Genomic DNA, 23,052 nt, shown 5'->3' with positions numbered 1-23,052 from the left:
AACGGCGGCTCTCAGGCCGCGCGCTTGATCTCGTTATTATCGTCCAGCAGTACGACGTTCGGCGTCCACTGGCGGGCTTCTTCCTGGGGCAGCTGGCCATAGGTGACGACGATGACCTTGTCGTTCTTCTGGACCAGGCGGGCGGCGGCGCCGTTGACGCCGATGACCCGGGAGCCGCGCGGGGCCTCGATGGCGTAGGTGGTGAAACGGGCGCCGTTGGTGATGTTCAGCACATCGACCTGCTCGTGCGGGAAGATGCCCGCCGCGTCCAGCAGGTCCATGTCGATGGCGATCGACCCCTCGTAGTCGAGGTCGGCCTGGGTCACCGTGGCGCGGTGCAGCTTGGACTTCATCAGGGTGACCAGCATGGGGCGGTCTCCGAAACATGACACGGGGCGACAGGCCCCCGCTCGCAGGCGGCTCATATAGGAATTTACGGACCGCGCATCAATCGCGTCGCGGCGCCGCAACATGCCGGCGCCGCAGGGGAGGGGCCGCCGACGTTGCGGGACGTTCATTTGACGGTGACCGTTCCGGCTCTATGGTGAAGCCGAGCCATTTCGGCCCTTGCGAGCGCGCCTTCTCCCATGAAGCAATTCTTCCTGACGGTTCTGGGTGTCTTCACCGGACTGATCCTGTTCGTCGTCGTCATTCCGGTGGTGCTGCTGACCGTGGCCATCGCCGGGGCCTCCAAGCCCACGACGCCCGCGACCATGGTGCTGGAACTGGACCTGCGCGACGGGATCAGCGACCAGCCGTCGAGCAATCCGTTCGCCGCCTTCGGCGGCTCGGACCTGTCGGTGACCCAGGTGGTGGATGGCCTGGCCCAGGCCGGGGAAGACGCCAGCGTCAAGGCCCTGCTGATCCGTCTGCCGGAAATGGGCATGACCCCGGCGACGGCCGACGAGCTGCGCCAGGCGATCCGCCGCTTCCGCGCGTCCGGCAAGCCGGTGATCGCCCACAGCCAGGGATTCGCGCCGGTAGGGGCGGTGATGTCGACCTATATGGTCGGCGCCTCGGCCTCGGAACTGTGGATGCAGAACACGGCCGGCTTCCAGGCGACGGGCTTCTCGGCCGAAAGCCTGTTCCTGGGACGGGCCTTCGACAAATACGGCGTCCGCGCCGACTTCGAACAGCGTTACGAGTACAAGAACGCCGTCAACGAATACACCCAAAGCGACTATACCCCTGCGCACCGCGAGGCCATGACCGCCTGGATGACCTCCCTCTATGAGAGCGCCCTGGCCAATGCGGCTCAGGACCGCAAGACGACCTCGGCCGCGCTGAAGACGGTGATCGAGGCGGGTCCCTATTCGGCGGAACAGGCTTTGTCGAACAAGCTGATCGACAAGGTCGGCCAGGTCGAGGAGGCCGAGGCCGAGATCAAACGTCGCGCCGGCGACAGCGCGGAAATCGTCGAGTTCAGCACATACGCCTCCGACAAGGGCGAGCGGACCGGCTCGGGCCGCAACGCCATCGCCATCGTCGGCGGAGAGGGCGCCATCGTCACCGGACGCGGCGCCAGCAGCTTCGGCGGCGGGTCGTCGATCCACTCGGACGACACGGCGGAGGCCATCTATGACGCCATCAAGGACAAGAGCGTGAAGGCCATCGTCTTCCGCGTCTCGTCGCCGGGCGGATCACCCGAAGCCTCGGAACAGATCCTGGCCGCCGTGCGCGCCGCCCGGGCCGCCGGCAAGCCGGTGGTGGTCTCCATGGGGTCCTACGCCGCCTCGGGCGGCTACTGGATCAGTTCGGAAGCCGACTGGATCGTGGCCCAGCCCTCGACCCTGACCGGCTCCATCGGCGTGTTCGGCGGCAAGTTCGTGGTCGCCGACGCCCTGGGACGGTTCGGCGTGGACCTGCGCGACCTGACGGTCGGCGGCCAGTACGCCGACGCCTTCTCGCCCACCCAGTCCTTCACGCCCCAGCAGCGCGCCGCCTTCGCCGGCTCGATGGACCGGATCTATGACGACTTCATCACCCGCGTGGCCACGGGCCGCAAACTGGAGCCGGCGCGGGTGCGCGAGATCGCCAAGGGCCGGGTCTGGACCGGGGCCCAGGCCCTGCCGCTGGGCCTGGTCGATCAGCTGGGCGGTCTGACCGAGGCGGTGGCCAAGGCCAAGGCCCTGGCCAAGATCCCGGCCGACGAGTCGGTCCGCTTCAAACATTTCCCCAAGTCGAAGTCGCCGTGGGAAGCCCTGTCCGAGATGTTCGGGGTCCAGAGCGAGGCGGCCCAGGCCCTGGTCATGCTGGGCGGCGTCATGGCCGATCCGCAGGCCCAGGCGGTGATGCGCCGCATCGAGGGCGAGCGGATGCGCAGCGAGGGGGCGGTGGTCCTGGCCGACCAGCCGATCTTCTGAGGACGGGCGTGACGATCCATCGCACACAGGCGTGAGGGGGCGATCCATTGACCCCGGGCCCCGATGGACCGACATTGGAGGATAGGCGTTCTTCGGGGCGCCTGAAAGGATGATCCATGTTCCAGTCTGAACGTCTCGCCACCGTCGGCTTCGCCGCACGCCGCCGGCCCAATGGCCTCGTCGCCTCCGTCATGTGGGTCGCGGGCGTGATCGCCGCCGTCGCCGCCATGGCCGTCGGCGCGGTCCTGGCCGTCTTCACAGCCGCTGCGGTCGCGGTCATCGCCCTGTTCGCCGGGGTGCTGGTCTTTCTGGCCGGCCTGGCCATGCGGGCGCGCCGCAACCTGGCGCCGCGCCGCCGGGCCGGAGACCCGGATGTGATCGAGGCGCACAAGGTGGACGGGACCTGGGTCGCCTACGGCTGGGAACGCAAGGGCCGCTGAGTCCCGACGCCATGCTCGACCTGATCTCGGCGCCCTCGCCGAACTTCGACACGCGCCGTGCGCCGCCCGACATGCTGGTGCTCCACTATACCGGCATGGAAACGGGCGAGGCCGCCCTGGCGCGGCTGCGTGATCTCGACGCCAAGGTCTCGGCCCATTATCTCGTCGAGGAGGACGGCCGGGTCTTCCACCTCGTGCCCGAAGAACGGCGCGCCTGGCACGCGGGGGCGGGGGTCTGGCGCGGCGAGACCGACTGCAACGCCGCCTCGATCGGCATCGAGATCGTCAATCCCGGCCATGAGTTCGGCTATCGCCCCTTCCCCGAGGCGCAGGTCGCGGCGGTCATCGCCCTGATCGGCGACGTCCGCGACCGCTGGACCATTCCCGACAACCGCATCATCGCCCATTCCGACCTGGCGCCCGAGCGCAAGACGGATCCCGGCGAGCTCTTCCCCTGGAAACGGCTGGCCGAGGCGGGGCACGGCCTGTGGTTCGAACCCGCCGCCGAACGCATCAAGGCCCTGGGCGGCCTGTTGCAAAAGGGCGACCAGGGGATCGGGGTCGTGGTGCTGCGCGCCGGCCTGCACCGGCTGGGCTACGGGCTGACGCCCGGCGGCGACTATGACGCCGAGACCGAGACCACGGTCCGCGCCTTCCAGCGCCACTGGCGACCCGACCGCATCGACGGGGTGGCCGACGGAGAGACGCGGGCGCGGCTGGTCGGTCTGTTGCAATTGGCCAGCGTCGAAAGCGTCACGGGCGTGCTTGACTAAAGGTCCGCGCGGTCCTGGAAGGGGCTGTAGATTCTCAGGATCGTGACGGTGCGGGCGTCTTCGTTCCATTCATAGAAGAAGCGGTAGCTCTCGCAGACTCGCTCTCGGACGTTCGCGTTGTCACCTAAGGGCCAACGGTTGGGCGCCAGCTTGAGGTTATTCATCGCCTCCAACAGCGCGGCGTAGCGTGATCGGCCGTGTAAGCCGCTGCCGGGCTGGGTGAGCCAGGTCTTGGCTTGGTCGAGGTCGCGTCGCGCCCGTTCAGTGACGATCAGGGCGTTGCGACGCATTCAGCGAGAAGCTGTGTTCGCCCAGGCGATTTCAGCTTCCAGCCATCTCTCGGCCTCTTCGCCTTCGATCACGCGACCAGCAGCGATGTCGGCATAGGCTTCGGCCAGGAGGGCGCGCTCATGGACGAGTCGGCGCTCGCGCTGTTCGGCGCTTTCCTGATTGGCGATGTTGGAGGCGGGTTCGACCATGCCTTGATCATATCCCATTTGCTGCCCCTACGCATCCGTTGGTTGACCTGCGCGGCGCGGCGGCGCATCTAGCCCCCGCCAGACGGCTGGACGGTCGCGGCGGACTTTGCGTCCGTCGAGGAAAGTCCGGGCTCCACGGTGAAAAGGCGGCGGATAACTTCCGCCCGGGGCGACCCGAGGGATAGCGCCACAGAAAGCAAACCTCCGGCCTCGCGAGGCCGGTAAGGGTGAAAGGGTGGGGTAAGAGCCCACCGCGTGCCTGGCAACAGGGACGGCATGGCAAGCCCCGCCTGGAGCAAGACCAAATAGGGACATCGCGCGGGGTTCGCCCTGCGGGGCTCACCGCCTCAGATGTCCGGGTAGGTCGCGAGAACCGTTCAGCAATGGACGGTCCAGAGGAATGATCGTCGAAGCTCTCACGAGCGGAACAAAACCCGGCTTACAGGCCGTCTGGCATATTCCTTTCCTGATCTGCGCGCCGGTGGGCGCGACCAAGGCGCAGATCCAGCCTGGGCCCCACGGGGCTCGACCGGATCGGATGGGCCTTCACAAGCCGTTTATCCCCGTGTTCCCGCATCCGGCGCGCCCGTCCCCGGAGCCGTCCGCATTAACCCTTTGTCGGCATGACGAAGATTAAGGTCTTGCACAGGCTGTGAGTATATCCGCTGTTCTGTGTATGTTCTGTGTATGTTCTGTTGATTGGGCCGTGCTTAAGCCGCCACAGGTCAAGACATGGTTAAGTATCGTTACCAATCCCATTGAGACCCATTTCATCCCATGCTATCCCAATCGCATGAGTTGGGCTGATGAGGCGGGCGCGGCGGGCGTTCGTCAGGGCATCTAGGGGCGGGCCGAAGGGCTCGATGGACAGGGCGTGTTTCTCTCGACCTACGAGAAACAGTTGGACGGCAAGCGCCGTCTCCTGATCCCCAACGATTTCCGCACGACCGAAAACGGCGCCGCTGGCGGCGTGTTCATCTTTCCCTCCATCGAGGCGGACTGTCTGGAAGCGGGCGGGGATCGCCTGTTCGCCGTCTATGCCGAGATGATCGAGTCCCTGCCGTTCGGTTCCGAAGAGCGGTCGGCGCTGGAGTGGCAGGTGATGGGCGAACAGGTGCGCCTGGCCTATGATTCCGGCGGCCGCATCACCCTGCCGGAAGGTCTGTGCGCCGAGGCGGGGCTGGAGGACACGGTCGTCATCGTCGGCCTGAACGACCGGTTTCAGATCTGGTCGCGCGAGAAATGGGCGGCCCGTCGCGCCGAGCAGCGCGCCCTGGCCAAGGCCGGCATGGCCCAGATCGGCGCCCTGAAACTGGCGGCGCAGATGAAGCTGGCGGGGGGCGGGTCGTGATCGAAGCGCCGCACGCCCCCGTCCTGCTGGCCGAGGTGATCGAGGCCCTGTCGCCCGCGCCCGGCGACGTGGTGATCGACGCCACCTTCGGCGCCGGCGGCTACACCCGCGCCATCCTCGCGACCGGCGCCGAGGTCATCGGCCTGGATCGCGATCCGACGGTTCAGCCGCATGCCGATGCTGTCGCCAAGGACTTCCCCGGTCAGTTCCAGTTGATCCGCACGCCCTTCTCCGGTCTGGCCCAGGCTTTCGCCGACAGCGGCAAGGCGAAGCTGGACGGCGCCGTCTTCGACATCGGCGTCTCGTCTATGCAACTGGATCAGGCCGAGCGCGGCTTTTCCTTCATGCGCGACGGGCCGCTGGACATGCGGATGTCTGATGAAGGCGACACCGCCGCCGACATCGTCAACACCTGGGACCACGGTCCCCTGGCCCATATCTTCAAACTGTATGGCGAAGAGCGTCAGTCGGGCCGGGTGGCGACCGCCATCCTGCGCCGCCGCGTCGAGCGGCCCTTCACTCGCACCCTGGATCTGGCCGAGGTAGTCGAGAAGGCCCTGGGCGGACGTCGCGGCGCGCCGATCCATCCGGCCACGCGCGTGTTTCAGGCCCTGCGCATCGCGGTGAACGACGAGCTGGGCGAGCTGGAGCGCGGGCTGGAGGCGGCCGAGGCGAGCCTGGCGCCCGGCGGCCGTCTGGCCGTCGTCACCTTCCATTCCCTGGAAGACCGGATCGTCAAGGCCTTCCTGACCGAGCGGACCGGCAACACGCCCGCTGGATCGCGCCACGCCCCCATCGCGATCAATCCGCGCAAGCCCAGTTTCACGCTTCAGTTCAAGGGCGCGCGCGAGGCAGGCGACGAGGAACGTGCGGTCAATCCGCGCGCCCGTTCGGCCAAGCTGCGCGCCGCGATCCGCACCGAGGCGCCGGCCTGGGCCTCGACGTCGGGGAGGGCTGCGGCATGACCACGGCGCCCTTCTTCGACTATTCGCGCAACGCCCTGCAGCGGCTGTTCGACTGGAAGGTCCGCGGCGTGCGCTGGATCGAGATCATCGGCGTGGCCCTGGTCGCGGTGATGATCGTCTCGGTCTATGCGGCCAAGGCGGCGGCGGCGCGCGAAAGCAGCCGTATCGCCCAGCTGGAGCAGGATATTCGCGAAAACGGCCAGCGGGTCCGCCTGCTGCGCGCCGAGGTCGCCCGGCTGGAGCAGCCGGCGCGGCTGGAAAACCTGTCGCGTCAGATCGGTCTGGCGCCAGTCGAGGTCCATCGTCAGGCCAAGGAAGCCCAGCTTCCCCAGTTGAAGGCCACGCCCCAATCGACGTCCCCGTCGACCGCCCAGGCTGGGCCTGCCGCCGCAGTCGCCCCGGACGAAATCGCCGCCGCTGCGCCGGAGACGGTGCAATGAGCGTTCAGGATCATCGCTATCACCGGCCCGCGCCGGGCATGGACCTTCAGGGCCGGCTGTCGCCCTTCTGGCGGGGTCTGTCGGAACTGATCTGGCGGCTGGAGCACGGGTTCGAACGCGCCCGCGCCGACGCCCGACCGGAAGAAGACACCCGCGTTCGCATCTTCCTGATCCTGATCGTCTTCTCCTGCGTCTTCGCTGGGCTGGCCATCGGCGCCTCCTACAAGGCCCTGTTCGGCGAGGCGGGCGGTCGCTGGGCGGGCGCCAATCCGAACGCCCTGGTGCGCGGCGACCTGACCGATCGCAACGGCGAACTGCTGGCCACCAACATCATCCACTATGGCCTGTATCTCGATCCGGCCGAAATCTGGGATCGCGACCTGGCCTTCCGCCAGCTGCGCCGCGCCCTGCCGCGCCTGCCGGCCGCCCGGCTGCACAAGGTGCTGGACGGGGATCGGCGCCTGATCGCGCTGACCGGACTGACGCCGCAGGAGAAGGCTGCGGTTCACGACCTGGCCCTGGGCGGGGTGACCTTCGAGCCCGAGGATCGCCGCGCCTATCCGCTGGGAACCTCGGCCGTGCACCTGATCGGCGACGCCGATACGGGCGGGCAGGGGATTTCCGGCGCCGAACTGGCCTTCAACGACGAGATCCGCGCGGCCGGCCAGCGGGGCGAAAGCTTCCCCCTGTCCATCGATCTGCGGATCCAGGGCGTGGTCGAGAACGAGCTGGCCGCCGCCGCGATCCAGCACCAGGCCAAGGGCGCGGTCGCCATCGTCACCGACGTCCAGACCGGCGAGGTTCTGGGCATGGCCAGCTGGCCGAACTTCACCCAGTCTGACCGCAAGGCCGCGCCGGACGGCGCGACCCTGAACCGCGCCGTCTCGGGCCATTATGAGATGGGCTCGGTGTTCAAGACCTTCACCGTCGCCGCCGGTCTCGACACCGGTCGCGCCGACATGAGCACCCTGTTCGACGCGTCAGAAGCCTTCCAGATCGGCGATCGCAAGATCAAGGACTTCCACGCCCAGAACCGGATCATGACGCTGGAGGAGGTCTATCTCCATTCGTCCAACATCGGCACCTCGCAGCTGGCGGTGCAGATGGGGCCGGACACGATGCGCGACTATTTCCGCCGTCTGGGCCTGCTGGACGCCGCCGGAATCGAGCTGAAGGAATCGGCGCGCCCGGTCCTGCCGCGTCGCTGGGACAACTCGACCCTGGCCTCCCTGTCCTTCGGCTATGGCATCATGATCACCCCGGCCCAGATGGTTCAGGCCATGGGCGCCCTGACCAACGGCGGGCGGATGGTGCCCCTGTCCCTGCGGCGCGGCGGCGCGCGGGGCGCCCAACCGCAGCAGATCGTCACCGAGGAGACCTCGCGCGCCATCCTGGAGCTGATGCGCGCCAATGTGGTTCGGGGCTCGGGCGGTTTCGCCGATGCGCCCGGTCTGCGTGTCGGCGGCAAGACCGGTTCGGCCAACAAGCTGGTCAACGGCCGTTACGACCCCAGCCACGCCCTCGGCTCCTTCGCCGCCGTCTTCCCGGTGGACGGGCCGCTGAACGGCAAACGCTACGCCGTCTTCGTGCTGATGGACGAGCCGGGGACCTATCCCAAGACCGGCGCCTATGTGGCCGCGCCCGCCGTGCGCAACATCGCCGACCGGATCGCCGGCTTCCTGGGCGTAGAGCGCCGCGCCGACCGCTGGCGCACGGCGACCGGCGAAAAGATCCCGGAATATCAGGACGTGCAGGGGGACGGCCTGTGAGCGCGCTTCACCTGTCCGATCTGCTGCGCCGCGACCTGGCGTCCGATCCCGTCATCACCGGCGTGACCGCCGACAGCCGCAAGGTCGCGCCCGGCGCCCTGTTCGTCGCCCTTCCGGGCACGACGGCGGACGGCCGCGCCTTTATCCCCCAGGCCCTGGCCCAGGGGGCGGCCGCCGTTCTGGCCCCCAGCGACACCCCGGACAGCGCCGCGCCGGTGCTGGTGACCTCGGGCGACGTCCGCCGGGCCTACGCCATCGCGGCGCGCGGCTTCTACGGCGCCCAGCCCAAGACCTGTGTGGCGGTGACCGGCACCAACGGCAAGACCTCGGTCGCCGCCTTCTGTCGCCAGATATGGGCCGGTCTGGGCCACAAGTCGGCCAGCATGGGCACCCTGGGCGTCGTCGGCCAGAAGGGCGACAAGACCTACGCCCTGACCGGCCCCGGCCTGACCAGTCCCGACGCCGCCGAGGCCGCCCGCCTGATGGCCGAGCTGGCCGCCAAGGACGTGACTCATGTGGCGGTCGAGGCCTCGTCCCACGGCATCGACCAGCGGCGTCTGGACGGGGTGGCGCTGAAGGCGGCGGCCTTCACCAACCTGACCCAGGATCATCTCGATTATCACGGCACGATGGAGGACTATCGCGCCGCCAAGCTGCGCCTGTTCGAGGCCCTGCTGCCGCGCGGGCGGACGGCGGTGCTGAACGCCGATTCCGACGCCTATTCCGCCTTTGCTTCGGCCTCGATCATGGCGGGCCTGGGCGTTATGGGCGTAGGCGAGCGCGGGCGCGACCTGACCCTGATCGGCCGCCAGGCGACGCCGGAGGGTCAGCGCCTGACCCTGGACGTACGGGGTGATGTTCGCGACATCCTGCTCCCGCTGGCCGGCGCCTTCCAGGCCTCGAACGCCCTGGTGGCGGCGGGACTTTGCATTGCGGCGGGCGACCGCGCCGAGGATGTGATCGGCACGCTGGAAGGTCTGACCGGCGCCCAGGGACGGCTACAACGCATCGGCGCGTCCCAGGCGGAAACGCGGGGCGAGGTCTATGTCGACTACGCCCATACGCCTGACGGGCTGGAGACGGTGCTGACCGCCCTGCGCCCCCACGCGACCGGCCGTCTGATCGTGGTCTTCGGCGCGGGCGGCGACCGGGATCGCGGCAAGCGGCCCCTGATGGGTGAGATCGCTGGCCGTCTGGCCGACGTCGCCATTGTCACCGACGACAATCCCCGCAGCGAAGACCCCGCCTCGATCCGCGCCCAGGTCCGCGCCGGCTGCCCCGACGCCCTGGAGATCGGCGATCGCCGCGCGGCCATCGAGGCGGCGATCGAAATGATGCACGAAGGGGATGTGGTGGTCATCGCCGGAAAAGGGCATGAACAGGGTCAGATCGTCGGCGGCGTCACCCACCCGTTCGACGACGCCACCGTCGCGTCCGAGGCCCTGTCGCTGAATGCCTGATACATCCGCCCGCCCGCTCTGGACGGCCGCCGAAGTCGCCGCCGCCACGCGCGGCGTGCTGCATGGCGACGACCGTCCGATCACCGGCCTGACCTACAACAGCCGCGAGATCGCGCCCGGCGACCTGTTCCTGGCGCTGAAGGGCGCGCGTGACGGGCACGAGTTCGCCGCCTCCGCCTTCGCCGCCGGCGCCGCTACCGCCCTGGTCGACCACCCCGTCGAGGGCGGCACGTATGTCGTGGTGCCGGACACTCTGCACGGACTCGAAGCCTTGGGCGTCGCCGCGCGCGAGCGGGCGCCCCATGTCAAACGCGGCGCTGTCACCGGCAGCGTCGGCAAGACCAGCGTGACCCAGGCCATCAAGGCGGGGCTCGATCTCGCCGGGCCTGCCCACGCCTCGATCAAGAGCTACAACAACCATATCGGCGTGCCACTGACCCTCGCGCGGATGCCGGTCGAGACCCAACGCGCCGTGTTCGAGATCGGCATGAACGCCCCGGGCGAGATCGCGCCCCTGTCGAAATTCGTCGCCCCCCACGCGGCCTGCGTCACCACGGTCGGCCCGGTCCATATCGAAGCCTTCGCCGACGGCGAGGCGGGAGTGGCGCGCGAAAAGGCCGCCATCTTCCAGGGCCTCGTCCCCGGCGGGACGGCGGTGTCGAACGGCGATGTCGTCTTCTCGGGCCTGTTGTGCGACGCGGCCAGGGCGGTCGGGGCGCGGCTGGTCACCTTCGGGACCGATCCGGGGCACGACGCCCGCCTCAAGGACTTCCGCCCGGACGCCGAGGGGGCGACGGTCTTCGCAGAGTTGTTCGGCAAGCCGCTGGAGTATCGGCTGGCCCAGTCCGGCGCCCACTGGGGGCTGAACAGCCTGTGTGTCCTGCTGATGCTGGACGCCCTCGACGTCGCACTGGAGACAGGGCTCCAGGCCCTGGCCGGGTTCCAGCCGCTGGCGGGAAGAGGCCAGACCCGCACCGTCAACATCCCCGGCGGCGGCGCCTTCACCCTGATCGACGAGAGCTACAACGCCAATCCCCTGTCGATGACGGCGGGCTTCCGCAGCCTGGGCGCCCGCCCGACGGCGGGCCGCCGGATCGTCGTCCTGACCGACATGCTGGAGTTGGGCGACCAGAGCCGCGCGCTGCACGAGGGACTGGCCCAGCCTATCGAGGCGGCCGGCCTTGATCTGGTCCATGCGGCGGGTCCTGAGATGCGGCGCCTGTACGAGGCCCTGCCGGTCTCGCGCCGCGGCCTCTGGCGCGAGACGGCGGCCGAACTCGCCGCCGAGGCGCCCCTGCTGGCTGCGGCGGGCGACGTCGTCATGGTCAAGGGGTCGAACGGATCGCGGGCGTCGATCGTCGCCCGGGCCCTTGCGGATCTTCAGGACGACGATAAGGGACGGCCGGCGGACGGCGAAGCGGCGCTTTAGGAAAACAGCATGTTCTATCTTCTGTACCTCTACTACGCCGACATCGCGCACCAGTATCCGCTGCTGAACCTGATCCAGTATCAGACCGTCCGCACCGCTCTGGCCCTGGCGACGGCGGCCATTGTGGCCGTGGCCATGGGCAGCCGTTTCATCAACTGGATCCGCGCCAAACAGGGCAAGGGCCAGCCGATCCGCGACGACGGTCCGGTCTCCCACCTGTCCAAGGTCGGCACCCCCACCATGGGCGGGCTGATGATCCTGGCCGGCATCGGCGTGGCGGTCTTCCTGTGGGGCGACCTGACCAATCCCTATATCTGGATCGTGTCGGGCGTGACGGCGGCCTTCGGCGTGCTGGGCTTCATCGACGACTACGCCAAGGTGACGAAACAGACCTCGGCCGGCCTGACGTCGAAGCAGAAACTGGTGGCCCAGACAGCCGTGGCGGTGGTCGCCGGGGTGCTGACCGTGCTGTGGATGACGCATTCGCCGACCTCGCCGGGTCTTGAGACCTCGATCGCCTTCCCCTTCTTCAAGGCCGTGCTGCTGAACATCGGGTGGTTCTATGTGGCCTTCGCCGCCTTTACCATCGTCGGCTTCTCCAACGCCGTGAACCTGACCGACGGCCTCGACGGGCTGGCGACGGTGCCGGTGATGATGGCGGCCGGGGCGTTCGGCGTCATCTCCTACCTGGCCGGCAACTTCGTCTTCGCCCAGTATCTGCAGGTCCACCATGTGCCCGGCGCCGGCGAACTGGCCATCTTCTGCGCCGCCATGATCGGCGGGGGCGCCGGCTTCCTCTGGTACAACGCCCCGCCGGCCAAGATCTTCATGGGCGACACCGGGTCGCTGGCTCTGGGCGGGGCCCTGGGCGCCATCGCCGTCACCACCAAGCACGAGCTGGTGCTGGGCATCGTCGGCGGCCTGTTCGTGATGGAGGCCGCCTCGGTCATGATCCAGGTCGGCTATTACAAGCTGACCAAGAAGCGGATCTTCCTGATGGCGCCGATCCACCACCATTTCGAGAAGATGGGCTGGCCGGAATCGACCGTGGTCATCCGGTTCTGGATCATCGCCGGGGCGCTGGCGCTGGTCGGCCTGTCGACGCTGAAGCTGCGTTGACGCCATGATCCCCGTTCCCGGTTTCGAGGACAGGCGGGTCGCGGTCTTCGGCCTGGGACGGTCGGGGATCACGGCCGCGCGGGCGCTGAAGGCCGGGGGTGCGACGCCGATCCTGTGGGACGACGGCGTCTCGGGCCGGCTTCAGGCCCAGGCCGAAGGCTTCGTGGTCGAGGACCTGACGAACGCCGACTGGTCCGGCTTCGCCGCCCTGGTCCTGTCGCCCGGCGCCCCCCTGACCCATCCCAAGCCGCACTGGACCGTGGACAAGGCCCGCGAGGCCGGCGTGCCGGTCGTCGGCGACATCGAACTGTTCGCCCGCGCCATCGCCGTTCTGCCTCAGGGGCAGCGGCCGAAGATAGTCGCCATCACCGGCACCAACGGCAAGTCCACGACGACCGCCCTGATCGGCTGGGTGCTGCAGCAGGCGGGCCTGACCGTCTATGTCGGCGGCAATATCGGCATCGGGGTGCTAGCCTTGCCAGAACCGACGCAGGGCGCCGTCTATGTGATCGAGGTCTCCAGCTACCAGCTCGATCTGACGACCCGCTTCGCGCCGGACGTGGCGATCCTGACCAACATCAGCCCGGATCATCTGGACCGGCATGGCGGGATGGAGGGCTATGTCGCGGCCAAGCGACGGATATTCCAGGCTCAGGGGCCGGAGGCTGTGGCCCTGGTCGGGGTGGACGAGGAGTGGGGGCAGGGAATTGTCCGCTACCTGGCCTCGCGTGTTCTGACCATTTCTTCCGCTCATCCCGGCGAAAGCCGGGACCCAGTGCTTTCGTCAGGACACGATGCCGGGGATCAGCGTGCTGCCGCATCGCAACCGCCGGAGCGCCCACAGGACTGGGTCCCGGCTTTCGCCGGGATGAGCGGAATAGAGGTGCGATCAACCTCGATAGAGTCGGACGGCGCGATCCTCGCCGACCTCTCCGCCGCTCGCTCGCTCCCCGGCCGGCACAACGCCCAGAACGCCGCCTTCGCCTATGCCGCAGCCCGCGCCCTGGGCGTGTCGCATGACGCCGCCGTCAAAGGCCTTCTGACCTTCCCCGGTCTGGCCCACCGGATGGAAGCCGTCGGCCATATCGGCCCGGTCCGCTTCATCAACGACTCCAAGGCCACCAACGCCGACGCCGCGCGCCAAGCCCTGTCCTCCTATCCCAAGGTCTTCTGGATCGCGGGCGGCAAGCCCAAGGACGGCGGCATCGACGACCTGACCGACCTCTTCCCGCGCGTGGCTAAGGCCTATCTGATCGGCGAGGCGGCCGAAGCCTTCGCCACGACCCTTTGCGCGAAGGGGCGCGACACCCCCCACGTCATCTCAAAGACCATGGACGCCGCTGTCGCCGCAGCCGCCGCCAACGCCCAGGCTGCGGGCGGCGACCAGATCGTGCTATTGTCGCCCGCCTGCGCCAGTTTCGACCAGTACCCCGACTTCGAGGTGCGGGGCGAGGCGTTCCGCGCCGCCGTGCTGGCCCTCGGCGCAACCCCGGAGACAGCCCGATGAGCGCCTCCTACACCCCCGCCTTCTCGCGCAACGACCAGAGCCCGGTCGCCCAGTGGTTCTGGACCGTGGATCGCGGCCTGCTGGGCGCGGCCCTCGCACTGATGGGGCTGGGCGTGGCGCTCAGCTTCGCCTCCAGCCCGGCCGCCATCCTGGCCGATGAATCGATCACCGACCCCTTCCACTATTCGTGGCGGATGATGGTCTTCTCGGGCCTGGGCCTGACCCTGATGCTGACCAGTTCGCTGCTGTCCCCGCGCGGAGTGCGCCGCATCGCCGTCCTGGCCCTGTTCGGCGCCATAGTGGTCATGATGGCCCTGCCCTTCATCGGCGACACGGTGAAGGGCGCCGCCCGCTGGGTCAATTTCGGCCCCTTCAGCCTGCAACCGTCCGAGTTCGCCAAGCCCGGCCTGATCGTCTTCGCCGCCTGGATGTTCGCTGAGGCGCAGAAGGGGCAGGGGGTGCCCGGCGTCACCATAGCGTTTGGGTTTTACGCCCTCACCGTCTGTCTGCTGCTGATCCAGCCGGACATCGGCCAGACCCTGCTGATCACCACCACCTTCATGGCCGTCTTCTTCATGGCCGGGGTGCCGTTCAAATGGATGGCGGTCCTGGCCAGCGCCGGCATGGCCGGCCTGGTGTCGCTCTATTTCGTCTTCGGCCATATGCGCGACCGTCTCAGCCGCTTCTTCTCGCCCGAGACCACCGACACCCATCAGATCGACGCCGCGTCTGAGGCCATTCGCGCCGGGGGCCTGGTCGGACGCGGCGTGGGCGAAGGGGTGATGAAACGTCACGTCCCCGACCTGCACACCGACTTCATCTATTCGGTCGGCGCCGAGGAATTCGGTCTGGTGCTCAGCCTGATCATGATTGGCCTCTACGCCTTCATCGTGGTGCGGGGCATGCGCCGGGCGATGAAGCTGACCGACCCGTTTGAGCAGACGGCGGCGGCGGGCCTGTTCATGCTGATCGGGCTTCAGGCCTGTATCAATGTGGCCGTGAACCTGAACCTGATCCCGACCAAGGGCATGACCCTGCCCTTCATCAGCTACGGCGGCTCGTCCATGCTGGCCATGGGTCTGACCATGGGCTTCGCCCTGGCCCTGACCCGTCGTCGGCCGGGGGCGTATGAGCCGGGCGCCAGCCTGGCGCGGCCGGGGCGGCGGTTGCTGTAAACGGCTTTATTTGTCGCCCGGCTTCCAGAGGGCGAGCTTCATTTATGATTCGTCATCCTAGGCCTTGTGCCTAGGATCCATAGACTCGAGCGGCGCCGCTCGAACTGCGATGTCGGACACCGGGCGTATGGATCCTAGGCACAAGGCCTAGGATGACGATGGGAAGTATGGGGCTTCGCGCATAATCCGAATCGCGGGTGTCAGCTTAATCAAGGCTTTGACCGCATCGACCCCTCATCTTCCTACCACTCCCGAAATCCGTGCCATCCTGTCGTCCACAAAGGTTCAGGGCTAAAGGAGCGGCTTCAAACAATGCAGAATGCAGTGGCGGTTTGGCGGTTTGTCACCCTGTTTTTACGACACTCTGACGTGCCCATGCAGAGAATTAAGCCTATGCAGACCCAGCCCTTCGGAGACCGTCACTGATGTCCAAACTCTGCGTCGTCGCCGCCGGCGGAACCGGCGGCCACATGTTCCCGGCCGAGGCCCTGGCGCGGGAACTGGCCGCGCGCGGCTGGCGCGTGGTGCTGGCGACCGATCATCGCGGCGAGCAATACGCCCACGCCTTTCCGGCCGAGGAACGGCTGGCCCTGGACGCGGCGACCGGCTCCGGGCCGCTGGGCCTGATCAAGGCCGGCGTGGCCATTTTCAAGGGGGTGATGCAGGCGCGGGCGGCCTTCGACCGGCTGGGGGCGGACGTGGTCGTCGGCTTCGGCGGCTATCCCTCGGCGCCCGCCCTGGTGGCGGCGGTGACGTCGCAACGCCCGACCGTCATCCATGAGCAAAACGCGGTCCTGGGCCGCACCAACCGGATCCTGGCCCCCTATGTGAACCAGGTCGCCTCGTCCTTCCCGACGCTGGAACGGGCGCCGGCCAAGGTCCAGGGCCGCTCGCACGTCGTCGGCTCGCCGGTGCGGGCCGAGATCCGCACCCTGTTCGACCGCCCATATGTCGCCCCGGTCGAGGGCGGCCCGATCCACGTCCTGGTCACCGGCGGCAGCCAGGGCGCCCGCATCCTGTCCGAGACCACGCCCCGCGCCTTGGCCGCCCTGCCGGAGCCCTTGCGCCGGCGCCTGAAGGTGCAGCAGCAGTCGCGGCCCGAAACCCTGGAGAACGCCCGCCAGATCTATCTGGAGGCCGGGATCGAGGCCGAGGTCGCCCCCTTCTTCCGCGACATGGCAGAACGGCTGTCGAAGGCGCACCTCGTCGTCGGCCGTTCGGGCGCCTCAACCTGCGCCGAACTGGCGGTCGCGGCCCTGCCGTCGGTGCTGATCCCCTTGAAGATCGCCATGGACGACCACCAGCGCCTGAACGCCAAGGCCCTGGTCGACGCCGGGGCGGCGGAGATGGTGCTGGAAGACGACCTGACGGTTCAGGGCCTGACGGCGACCCTGGAGGGCCTGTTGTCCGACCCCGCCCGCCTTGCCGCCATGTCTGCGGCGGCTCGCTCGGTCGCCATTCCTGACGCCGCCGAACGCTTGGCCGATCTGGTGGAGGCGACGGCGAAGGTTTGACAGCTTCAACCGGATCGGGTCTCGCGCGTTATGGAGGAATGCCTCCAGAAATCTCCGCCATGACACGCCAGGTCCATGACCTGTGGGCCCGTTTCGCCTGGCTGCCCGAATGGGCGGTCATCATCCTTGTGATCGCCGGCTTCGTGGCCGGCGGCTGGATCGCCCATAAGATCGTCTTCGTCATCCTGAGACGCGTGGTGAAAAAGCGGGACGTCTTCTGGCGCGGCGTGGTCGAGCGGGCGCGGATGAAGCTGCGCGTGATGATGATCCTGATCGGCATCGGCATCGGCGTGACCGTGTCGCCGATGGACCCGGCCCCCTCTGCCGACATCCGTGAGGTGCTGCGCTTCCTGTTCGTCCTGACGGTCGGCTGGCTGGCCTCGGGCGTGCTCGACATGTGGTCGGTCATGTACCTGAAGCGCTACAATATCGCAGTCGAGGATAATCTGCTCGCCCGCAAACACCTGACCCAGACCCGCATCCTGCAGCGGGTGGCGAAGGTCGTGCTGTTCATCGTCACCGTGGGCCTGGCCCTGATGACCATCGCCGGCTTCCGCCAGTGGGGGGTCAGCCTGCTGGCATCGGCCGGGGTGGTCGGCATCATCGCGGGTCTGGCCCTTCAGCCGATCCTGACCAATATGGTCGCCGGCATCCAGATCGCCCTGACCCAGCCGATCCGCATCGATGACGCCGTCATCGTCGAAGGCGAGTGGGGCAATGTCGAGGAAATCACCGCCACCTATGTGGTGGTCAAGATCTGGGACTGGCGGCGGATGGTCCTGCCCCTGTCCTACTTCATCTCGACGCCCTTCCAGAACTGGACCCGCGAGAACGCCCGCCTGATCGGTTCGGCCTTCTTCTACGTCGATTACGAAGCCCCGATCGACCGCTTGCGCACGGCCTTCGAAGGCATCGTCAAATCGTCCAAACTGTGGGACGGCGACGTTCAGGTCATGCAGGTGACCGACATCACCGAACGGGTGATCCAGGTCCGCTGCCTGGCCAGCGCCCGCTCCGCCGGCGTCGCCTTCGACCTGCGCTGCGAGATCCGCGAGAAGCTGATGGCCTTCATGCGCGACGAATGTCGCGAAGCCCTGCCGCGCGACCGCCTGGAATGGCCGCAAGGATCGGACCGACCGGTCAGTCCTTCAACGCCGTCTGGCCCCGACGGATTGCTTCGTCCAGCCTGATCGGCTCGCGATCCGGGGCGGCCCCGCACGCTACGGCTTGCAGCTCCGCCGCGTCGCCGCCCGCAGCCGCCGCATAGGCCGGGGCGGGGTCTGCGGTCGCGGGGCCTTCGGTTCCGTCTTCGCGCAGGGACGCGAAATCGAGCCGATCCGCCGTGTGCGCCCGGCAGTCGAAGGCCCAGCGGGACCAGCCGCCGACATAGGTCACATCCCCGACCTTGAACCCCGCCTCCGTCACCTGAAGCTCGCGCATCCGGGCCGTATCGCCCTCCCGCTCGATGGAGGCGACATCGGCGTAGACGGCGAACCGGCCGACGCCGGTCTCGACCAGTTGGGGGTCGGCGAATGCGAGCAGCAGGGCGATCATGCGACCAGTTTCTCCGCCTGGTGCAGGTCCACGCTGACCAGCTGGCTCATGCCGCGCTCGGGCATGGTGACGCCGTACAGCCGGTCCATCCGGCTCATGGTCACCGGGTTGTGGGTGATGACGATGAAGCGGGTGTCGGTCCGCGACCGCATCTCGTGCAGCATCTTGCAGAACCGGTCCACGTTGGCGTCATCCAGCGGAGCGTCGACCTCGTCCAGCACGCAGACCGGCGCGGGGTTGGCTAGGAAGACGCCGAAGATCAGGGCCGCCGCCGTCAGGGCCTGCTCGCCCCCGCTCATCAGGCTCATGACCGACAGCCGCTTGCCGGGCGGGCAGGCGTAGATCTCCAGCCCGGCCTCCAGCGGATCGTCGCTCTCCACCAGCTTCAGCTCCGCCTGGCCGCCGTCGAACAGGGCTTCGAACAGGGCTTTGAAGTTGGCGTTGATCACGTCGAAGGCCGCGACCAGCCGCTCGCGACCCTCGGCGTTCAGTTCGTCGATTCCATCGCGCAGCTTGGCGATGGCCTGGGTCAGGTCGATCCGCTCCGACCTCATGCTGTTCAGCCGGTCGCCGTATTCGACCACCTCGTCCTCGGCGCGCAGGTTCACGGCGCCCAGGGCCTCGCGCTCGCGCTCCAGCCCGTACAGCAGGCTCTCGGCGCCGGCGGCGTCGGGCGGGCGGGCCACGGCCTCGTCGGTCAGCTTGCGGGCCAGATCTTCCGGCGACATCTGGGCGGTCTCGCGCAAGGTCGCCTCGGCCTCGGTGAGCTTCTCTGCTGCGGCCTCTGCGCGAGCGGCCAGACCGGCGCGAGCCTCGCGGGCCTGGGACGCGGCGGCGTCGGCGGCGCGGGCGGCGCGGTCGGCCTCGGCCGCAGCGGTCTCGGCGGTGGCCATGGCGTCGGACGAGGCCTGTTTGCGCTGTTCGGCGGCGGTCAGCGCATCCAGCAGCTTGCTGCGCTGTTCCGCAAAGCCCTGGGGCGCGACCTCGGCCTGTTTCAGCAGGGCGGCGGTCTTCTCTGCGTCCTTAGCCAGGGCGGAGACGCGGGCGCCGCTGTCCTTGGATCGGGCGATCCAGCCGTCGCGGGCGCGGGTCAGGCTGCCCAGGCGCTGTTCGCGGCCCTGGCGGTCACGGGCCTCGGCGTCTCGGTCTGATCGGGCGGTCTGGGCGGCGATGCGAGCCGTGTCGGCGGCAGCGCGGGCGGCGGTCAAGTCGTCGCGCAGGCCGGTCACGGTTTCGGACGGGGCGTCGACAGCCTGTGCGGCGGCCAGAGCGGCTTCGGCCTCGGCCACTTCGGCGGTCAGGCGCGCCAGGGCTTCGTCCAGCGCCTGGGCGCGGGCCTCGCGGCGGGTCTGGTCGCGCATCAGGCTTTCGACGCGGTCGCGGGCGGCGGTGACGGCCTTGTCGAGGGCGAAGGGCTTCAGGCGGGCGGCCTTGACCGTCTCCTCGGTCAAGCGGAAGGCCTCGGCCGTGGTCTTCTGCTGCGCCTGCGCCTGCTCTAGGGCCGGCTTGCCCTTGTCGATCTCGGCTTCCAGCTCGGCCAGACGGGTGCGTTGGGCCAGGCGGACGGCGGCGGGGCGGGGGGCTTCGGCGCGGCTGACAAAGCCGTCCCAGCGGAACAGGTCCCCCTCGGGCGTCGCCAGACGAGCGCCGACCGGCAGGGTGCGGGCCAGCTCGGCCGCCTGGGCGCGGGAGGCGACGCCGCACAGAGCCAGGCGGGCGGCCAGTTGCTCGGGGGCCTGGACGTGATCTGACAGGGGCTCGACCTCGGCGGGCCAGACCTGCGGGCGGGGCTCGGCGCCGCCCCAATAGGCGGCGGCGCGGGCGTCCAGCGCGGCGTCGAGGTCTTCGCCCAAGGCGGCGGCGAGGGCGGCTTCATAGCCCCGGTCGGCGCGGACCTTGTCGAGGGCGGGCGGATGGTCGCGTTTGCCGCCGACCAGCAGCTGGGCCAGGCCGCGCGCCTCGGTCTGGAGCCGACCCAGCCGATCTTCGGCGGCGCGGGCGGCGGTGCGGGCCTCTTGCTCGGCGCGGGCCAGGTCGCCGCGCTTGGCCTCTGCGGCCTCGACGGCTTCGCGGGCGGCGGTCAGCTCGGCCTGGGCGGTCTCCAGCGCCTGGCGAGCGGTCTCAAGCTCGGGCGTTTCCAGCGGACCCAGGGCGTCGCGTTCGCGCTGCGCCTGATCCCGCTGGGCGGCGACGCGGGTCAGGCGGGTTTCGGCGTCGCGGCGGCGGGCGGCCTCGGCGTTGGCGCGGGCCTCGACGGCGGCGAGGGTTCCGGCCAGGCGTTCGACCTCGGCGTCGGCGGCCTTGCGGGCGTCCTCGGCGGCGGCCAGGGCCTTGTCCAGTTCGGGGCCGCGTTGGGGGGCGGCGGCGATCTCGGCCTGGAGACGGGTCAGTTCGTGGTCCAGCCGGTCCAGTTCGCGCCGGGCGTCGGCGGCCATATTGGTCTCGCGCTCAGTATCGGCGGCGATGCGGGCGGCCTCGGCCTTCAGACGGTCCACCTCGGCGCGGGCGGCCTGTTCGGCCATGTCGAGCCGGTCGCGCTCCAGGCTGGCGCGGTGCAGCAGGGCGGAGGCGACGGCGTCTTCTTCCCGCGTCGGCTTCAGCGCTTCCTGGGCGGCGAGGGCGGCGGTCTGGGCGGCGGCGGCTGCGGTCGTCGTCTCGGCCACGGCGCGGTCCGCGTCACGCAGTTCCTGGGCTGCGGCCTCGGCGGCGATCTGGGCGTCGTTCCAGCGGGCGTAGAGCAGGGCGGCCTGAAGGGCGCGGATCTCGGCGGAAATCTTCTTGTATTTCTCGGCCTGACGGGCTTCGCGCCTCAGCCGGTTCAGCGCCGTCTCCAGCTCGCGGCCGATGTCGTCCAGCCGCTCCAGATTGGTCTCGGCCGCCTTCAGGCGCAGTTCGGCCTCGTGGCGACGGGTGTGCAGGCCGGCGACGCCGCCCGCCTCTTCCAGAATGCGACGACGGTTCTGGGGCTTGGCGGCGATCAGTTCGCTAATCTGACCCTGGCGGACCAGGGCGGGGGAGTTGGCGCCGGTCGAGGCGTCGGCGAACAGCAGCTGGACGTCGCGGGCGCGCACCTCCTTGCCGTTGATCCGGTAGGTCGAGCCCTGGCCCCGGTCGATACGGCGCGACACCTCCAGCACCGGGCTGTCGGTGAAGGGTTGGGGCGCGCGGCGTTGGGCGTTGTCGATGGTCAGCTGGACTTCGGCGTGGCTGCGGGGAGGACGGCCCGCAGCGCCGGCGAAGATGACGTCGTCCATGCCCTGACCGCGCATGGCCTTGGCCGAGTTGGCGCCCATGACCCAGCGCAGGCTTTCAAGGACGTTGGACTTGCCGCAGCCGTTGGGGCCGACGATGCCGGTCAGGCCGGATTCGATATGCACCTCCGCCGGGTCGACGAACGACTTGAAGCCGACGAGCCGGAGGCGCTGGAACTGCATCGGTCCTGGCGGTTACCGGCGCAGCAGCGGGTCGATGGCGGCCGAGAGGGCCTCCAGCGTGGGTTCGGCGACGGGCTTGCCGTTGACGAAGAAGCTGGGCGTGCCCGCCACGCCGGCCTGTTGCGCCCCTTCGATCTGGGCCTGAAGCGCCGCGCCGGTGGCGGGGTCGTTCAGGCAGGTCTCGATCTGTTCGCGCGTCTTGCCGCTGGCGGCCAGACCGGCGTCGAACCAGGGCTTGGCGCCGGTGGTGCGCAGCTCAGCCTGATCGTGCATGAAGACCTCGGCCACGTCGAAATAGCGGCCGGGCGCGGCGCAGATGGCGACGGCGGCGGCGGCGGCGGCGACATTGGCCGGGGCGGTCGGCAGGTTGCGATGGACCAGCCGGACCTTGCCCGTGTCGATATAGCGCGCCTTGAAGGCCGGCAGGACGTCGTTGTGGAAGGCGGCGCAGTGCGAGCAGGTGAAGCTGGCGTATTCGATCACCGTCACCGGCGCGTCGGCCCGACCCAGGACATGGTCCTGAGCCGTCACGGGCGGCGGGGGCTCGGCGGCGAAGGCCGGCCCCGCCAGCGCGGCGGTCAGGAGGGCGAAGGTGAGGACAGCGCGCCGGATCATGGCCTATTTCGCCAGTTCGGCGTCGATGGCCGTGGACAGGTCAGCCAGGCTGGCGCCTTCGCCGCCGGGGGTGATGACCTGGGTGTCGTTGACATAGAAGGCCGGGGTGCCGCTCACGCCCTGGGCGCGGGCGGCCTGGACGCGGGTTTCCATGGCGGCGACGGCGTCCTTGTCGGTGACGCAGTCGTTGAACTGCTGCTCGGACATTCCGGCGGCCTGGGCGGTGCGCAGCAGCCAGTCGCGCGGCGAGGAGGTCAGCATTTCCTGCTGGGTGGCCATCAACTGGTGGACGACGTCGAAATACTTGTCCGGGCCGGCGCAGCGGGCGACCAGGAAGCCGGCGGTGGCGGCGTCGACCGGCGGGGTCGGCAGTTCGCGGAAGACGTAGCGGACCTTGTTGGTGTCGACGTATTTGGCCTTGAACGCCGGCCAGGTGTTCTTCTGCCACAGGGCGCAGTGGGGGCAGGTGACCGAGGCGTATTCGACCACGGTGACCTTTGCGCCTTCCGGCGCGCCCAGACCCATGTCGCCCTCGGCCGCGCCCTTGGATCCGCCGCCGCAGGCGGCCAGAGCCATGGTCGCCATGGCGGCGCCGGTGATGGCCGCACGGCGGCTCATGCGGGCGAAGCGGGTTTCGAAATTGGCCATGGGACTTCCTTGATCGG

The 23,052-nt window shown here is 69.0% G+C and carries 21 protein-coding genes and 1 other RNA gene; 15 read left to right on the top strand and 7 right to left on the bottom strand.

The window, feature by feature from the left end; genetic code table 11:
* Positions 1–11 precede the first annotated feature (11 nt).
* Complete coding sequence (gene panD / locus ACVPT3_RS12310; protein ID WP_492041170.1) at positions 12–368, bottom strand: aspartate 1-decarboxylase; 357 nt, start codon at positions 366–368, stop codon at positions 12–14.
* 219 nt (positions 369–587) lie between these two features.
* Here panD and sppA point away from each other — a divergent pair, with 219 nt between their 5' ends.
* From sppA to ACVPT3_RS12295, 3 genes are all read left to right on the top strand, one after another.
* Entirely contained in the window at positions 588–2,363 is a 1,776-nt protein-coding gene (sppA, locus tag ACVPT3_RS12305) for a signal peptide peptidase SppA (RefSeq protein WP_492041169.1), read from the top strand.
* A 116-nt stretch (positions 2,364–2,479) separates the two neighbouring features.
* Complete coding sequence (locus ACVPT3_RS12300) at positions 2,480–2,803, top strand: hypothetical protein (protein WP_492041168.1); 324 nt, start codon at positions 2,480–2,482, stop codon at positions 2,801–2,803.
* Between the two features lie 11 nt (positions 2,804–2,814).
* Complete coding sequence (locus ACVPT3_RS12295; protein ID WP_492041167.1) at positions 2,815–3,576, top strand: peptidoglycan recognition protein family protein; 762 nt, start codon at positions 2,815–2,817, stop codon at positions 3,574–3,576.
* On the opposite strand, the gene ACVPT3_RS12290 is transcribed toward ACVPT3_RS12295, so the two are convergent.
* The gene (locus ACVPT3_RS12290; RefSeq protein ID WP_492041166.1) at positions 3,573–3,866 is read right to left on the bottom strand and encodes a type II toxin-antitoxin system RelE/ParE family toxin; all 294 of its coding nucleotides are present in this window, start codon (positions 3,864–3,866) and stop codon (positions 3,573–3,575) included. The genes ACVPT3_RS12295 and ACVPT3_RS12290 overlap by 4 nt on opposite strands.
* On the bottom strand, positions 3,867–4,073 hold the full coding sequence (locus tag ACVPT3_RS12285) for a hypothetical protein (RefSeq protein ID WP_492041165.1): 207 nt from the start codon (positions 4,071–4,073) through the stop codon (positions 3,867–3,869).
* Between the two features lie 60 nt (positions 4,074–4,133).
* On the opposite strand from ACVPT3_RS12285, the gene rnpB reads away from it, so the two are divergent.
* From rnpB to ACVPT3_RS12225, 12 genes are all read left to right on the top strand, one after another.
* An RNA gene (gene rnpB, locus ACVPT3_RS12280) (RNase P RNA component class A) lies at positions 4,134–4,513 on the top strand.
* 416 nt (positions 4,514–4,929) lie between these two features.
* On the top strand, positions 4,930–5,406 hold the full coding sequence (locus tag ACVPT3_RS12275; RefSeq protein ID WP_008263595.1) for a division/cell wall cluster transcriptional repressor MraZ: 477 nt from the start codon (positions 4,930–4,932) through the stop codon (positions 5,404–5,406).
* On the top strand, positions 5,403–6,371 hold the full coding sequence (rsmH, locus tag ACVPT3_RS12270; RefSeq protein WP_492041164.1) for a 16S rRNA (cytosine(1402)-N(4))-methyltransferase RsmH: 969 nt from the start codon (positions 5,403–5,405) through the stop codon (positions 6,369–6,371). Before ACVPT3_RS12275 ends, rsmH begins: the two co-directional genes overlap by 4 nt.
* Positions 6,368–6,811 (top strand): cell division protein FtsL, encoded by a 444-nt coding sequence (ftsL, locus tag ACVPT3_RS12265; protein WP_492041163.1) that lies wholly within the window; start codon positions 6,368–6,370, stop codon positions 6,809–6,811. The genes rsmH and ftsL overlap by 4 nt, the downstream gene beginning before the upstream one ends.
* A gap of 38 nt (positions 6,812–6,849) precedes the next feature.
* On the top strand, positions 6,850–8,580 hold the full coding sequence (locus ACVPT3_RS12260) for a peptidoglycan D,D-transpeptidase FtsI family protein (protein ID WP_492043819.1): 1,731 nt from the start codon (positions 6,850–6,852) through the stop codon (positions 8,578–8,580).
* A complete protein-coding gene (locus ACVPT3_RS12255) occupies positions 8,577–10,040 on the top strand; it encodes a UDP-N-acetylmuramoyl-L-alanyl-D-glutamate--2,6-diaminopimelate ligase (protein WP_492041162.1) in 1,464 nt (487 codons plus the stop codon). Before ACVPT3_RS12260 ends, ACVPT3_RS12255 begins: the two co-directional genes overlap by 4 nt.
* Positions 10,033–11,469 (top strand): UDP-N-acetylmuramoyl-tripeptide--D-alanyl-D-alanine ligase, encoded by a 1,437-nt coding sequence (locus ACVPT3_RS12250; RefSeq protein ID WP_492041161.1) that lies wholly within the window; start codon positions 10,033–10,035, stop codon positions 11,467–11,469. The genes ACVPT3_RS12255 and ACVPT3_RS12250 overlap by 8 nt, the downstream gene beginning before the upstream one ends.
* 9 nt (positions 11,470–11,478) lie before the next feature.
* Positions 11,479–12,588 (top strand): phospho-N-acetylmuramoyl-pentapeptide-transferase, encoded by a 1,110-nt coding sequence (mraY, locus tag ACVPT3_RS12245; RefSeq protein ID WP_492041160.1) that lies wholly within the window; start codon positions 11,479–11,481, stop codon positions 12,586–12,588.
* A gap of 4 nt (positions 12,589–12,592) precedes the next feature.
* Entirely contained in the window at positions 12,593–14,095 is a 1,503-nt protein-coding gene (murD, locus tag ACVPT3_RS12240) for a UDP-N-acetylmuramoyl-L-alanine--D-glutamate ligase (protein ID WP_492041159.1), read from the top strand.
* Positions 14,092–15,270: an FtsW/RodA/SpoVE family cell cycle protein gene (locus ACVPT3_RS12235; protein WP_492041158.1), complete on the top strand. Its 1,179-nt coding sequence runs from the start codon at positions 14,092–14,094 to the stop codon at positions 15,268–15,270. Before murD ends, ACVPT3_RS12235 begins: the two co-directional genes overlap by 4 nt.
* A gap of 425 nt (positions 15,271–15,695) precedes the next feature.
* Positions 15,696–16,784 carry an undecaprenyldiphospho-muramoylpentapeptide beta-N-acetylglucosaminyltransferase gene (gene murG, locus ACVPT3_RS12230; RefSeq protein WP_492041157.1) on the top strand — a complete coding sequence of 363 codons (1,089 nt, stop codon included), beginning with the start codon at positions 15,696–15,698 and terminating at the stop codon, positions 16,782–16,784.
* A 59-nt stretch (positions 16,785–16,843) separates the two neighbouring features.
* A complete protein-coding gene (locus ACVPT3_RS12225) occupies positions 16,844–17,974 on the top strand; it encodes a mechanosensitive ion channel family protein (RefSeq protein WP_492041156.1) in 1,131 nt (376 codons plus the stop codon).
* On the opposite strand, the gene ACVPT3_RS12220 is transcribed toward ACVPT3_RS12225, so the two are convergent.
* Genes ACVPT3_RS12220 through ACVPT3_RS12205 form a run of 4 tightly spaced genes read right to left on the bottom strand, consistent with a single transcriptional unit; the run spans position 17,925 to position 23,035 of the window.
* Positions 17,925–18,338 (bottom strand): surface-adhesin E family protein, encoded by a 414-nt coding sequence (locus ACVPT3_RS12220; protein ID WP_492041155.1) that lies wholly within the window; start codon positions 18,336–18,338, stop codon positions 17,925–17,927. The genes ACVPT3_RS12225 and ACVPT3_RS12220 overlap by 50 nt on opposite strands.
* Positions 18,335–21,772 carry a chromosome segregation protein SMC gene (gene smc, locus ACVPT3_RS12215; RefSeq protein ID WP_492041154.1) on the bottom strand — a complete coding sequence of 1,146 codons (3,438 nt, stop codon included), beginning with the start codon at positions 21,770–21,772 and terminating at the stop codon, positions 18,335–18,337. The genes ACVPT3_RS12220 and smc overlap by 4 nt, the downstream gene beginning before the upstream one ends.
* A 12-nt stretch (positions 21,773–21,784) precedes the next feature.
* On the bottom strand, positions 21,785–22,387 hold the full coding sequence (locus tag ACVPT3_RS12210; protein WP_492041153.1) for a thioredoxin domain-containing protein: 603 nt from the start codon (positions 22,385–22,387) through the stop codon (positions 21,785–21,787).
* A 3-nt stretch (positions 22,388–22,390) separates the two neighbouring features.
* Positions 22,391–23,035 (bottom strand): DsbA family protein, encoded by a 645-nt coding sequence (locus tag ACVPT3_RS12205; protein WP_492041152.1) that lies wholly within the window; start codon positions 23,033–23,035, stop codon positions 22,391–22,393.
* Positions 23,036–23,052 lie beyond the last annotated feature (17 nt).

This window comes from Brevundimonas sp. FV1ps31S, assembly GCF_058681265.1.
The sequence above is the reverse complement of the archived record's forward strand: the minus strand, read 5'-3'. Positions and strand labels throughout refer to the sequence as shown.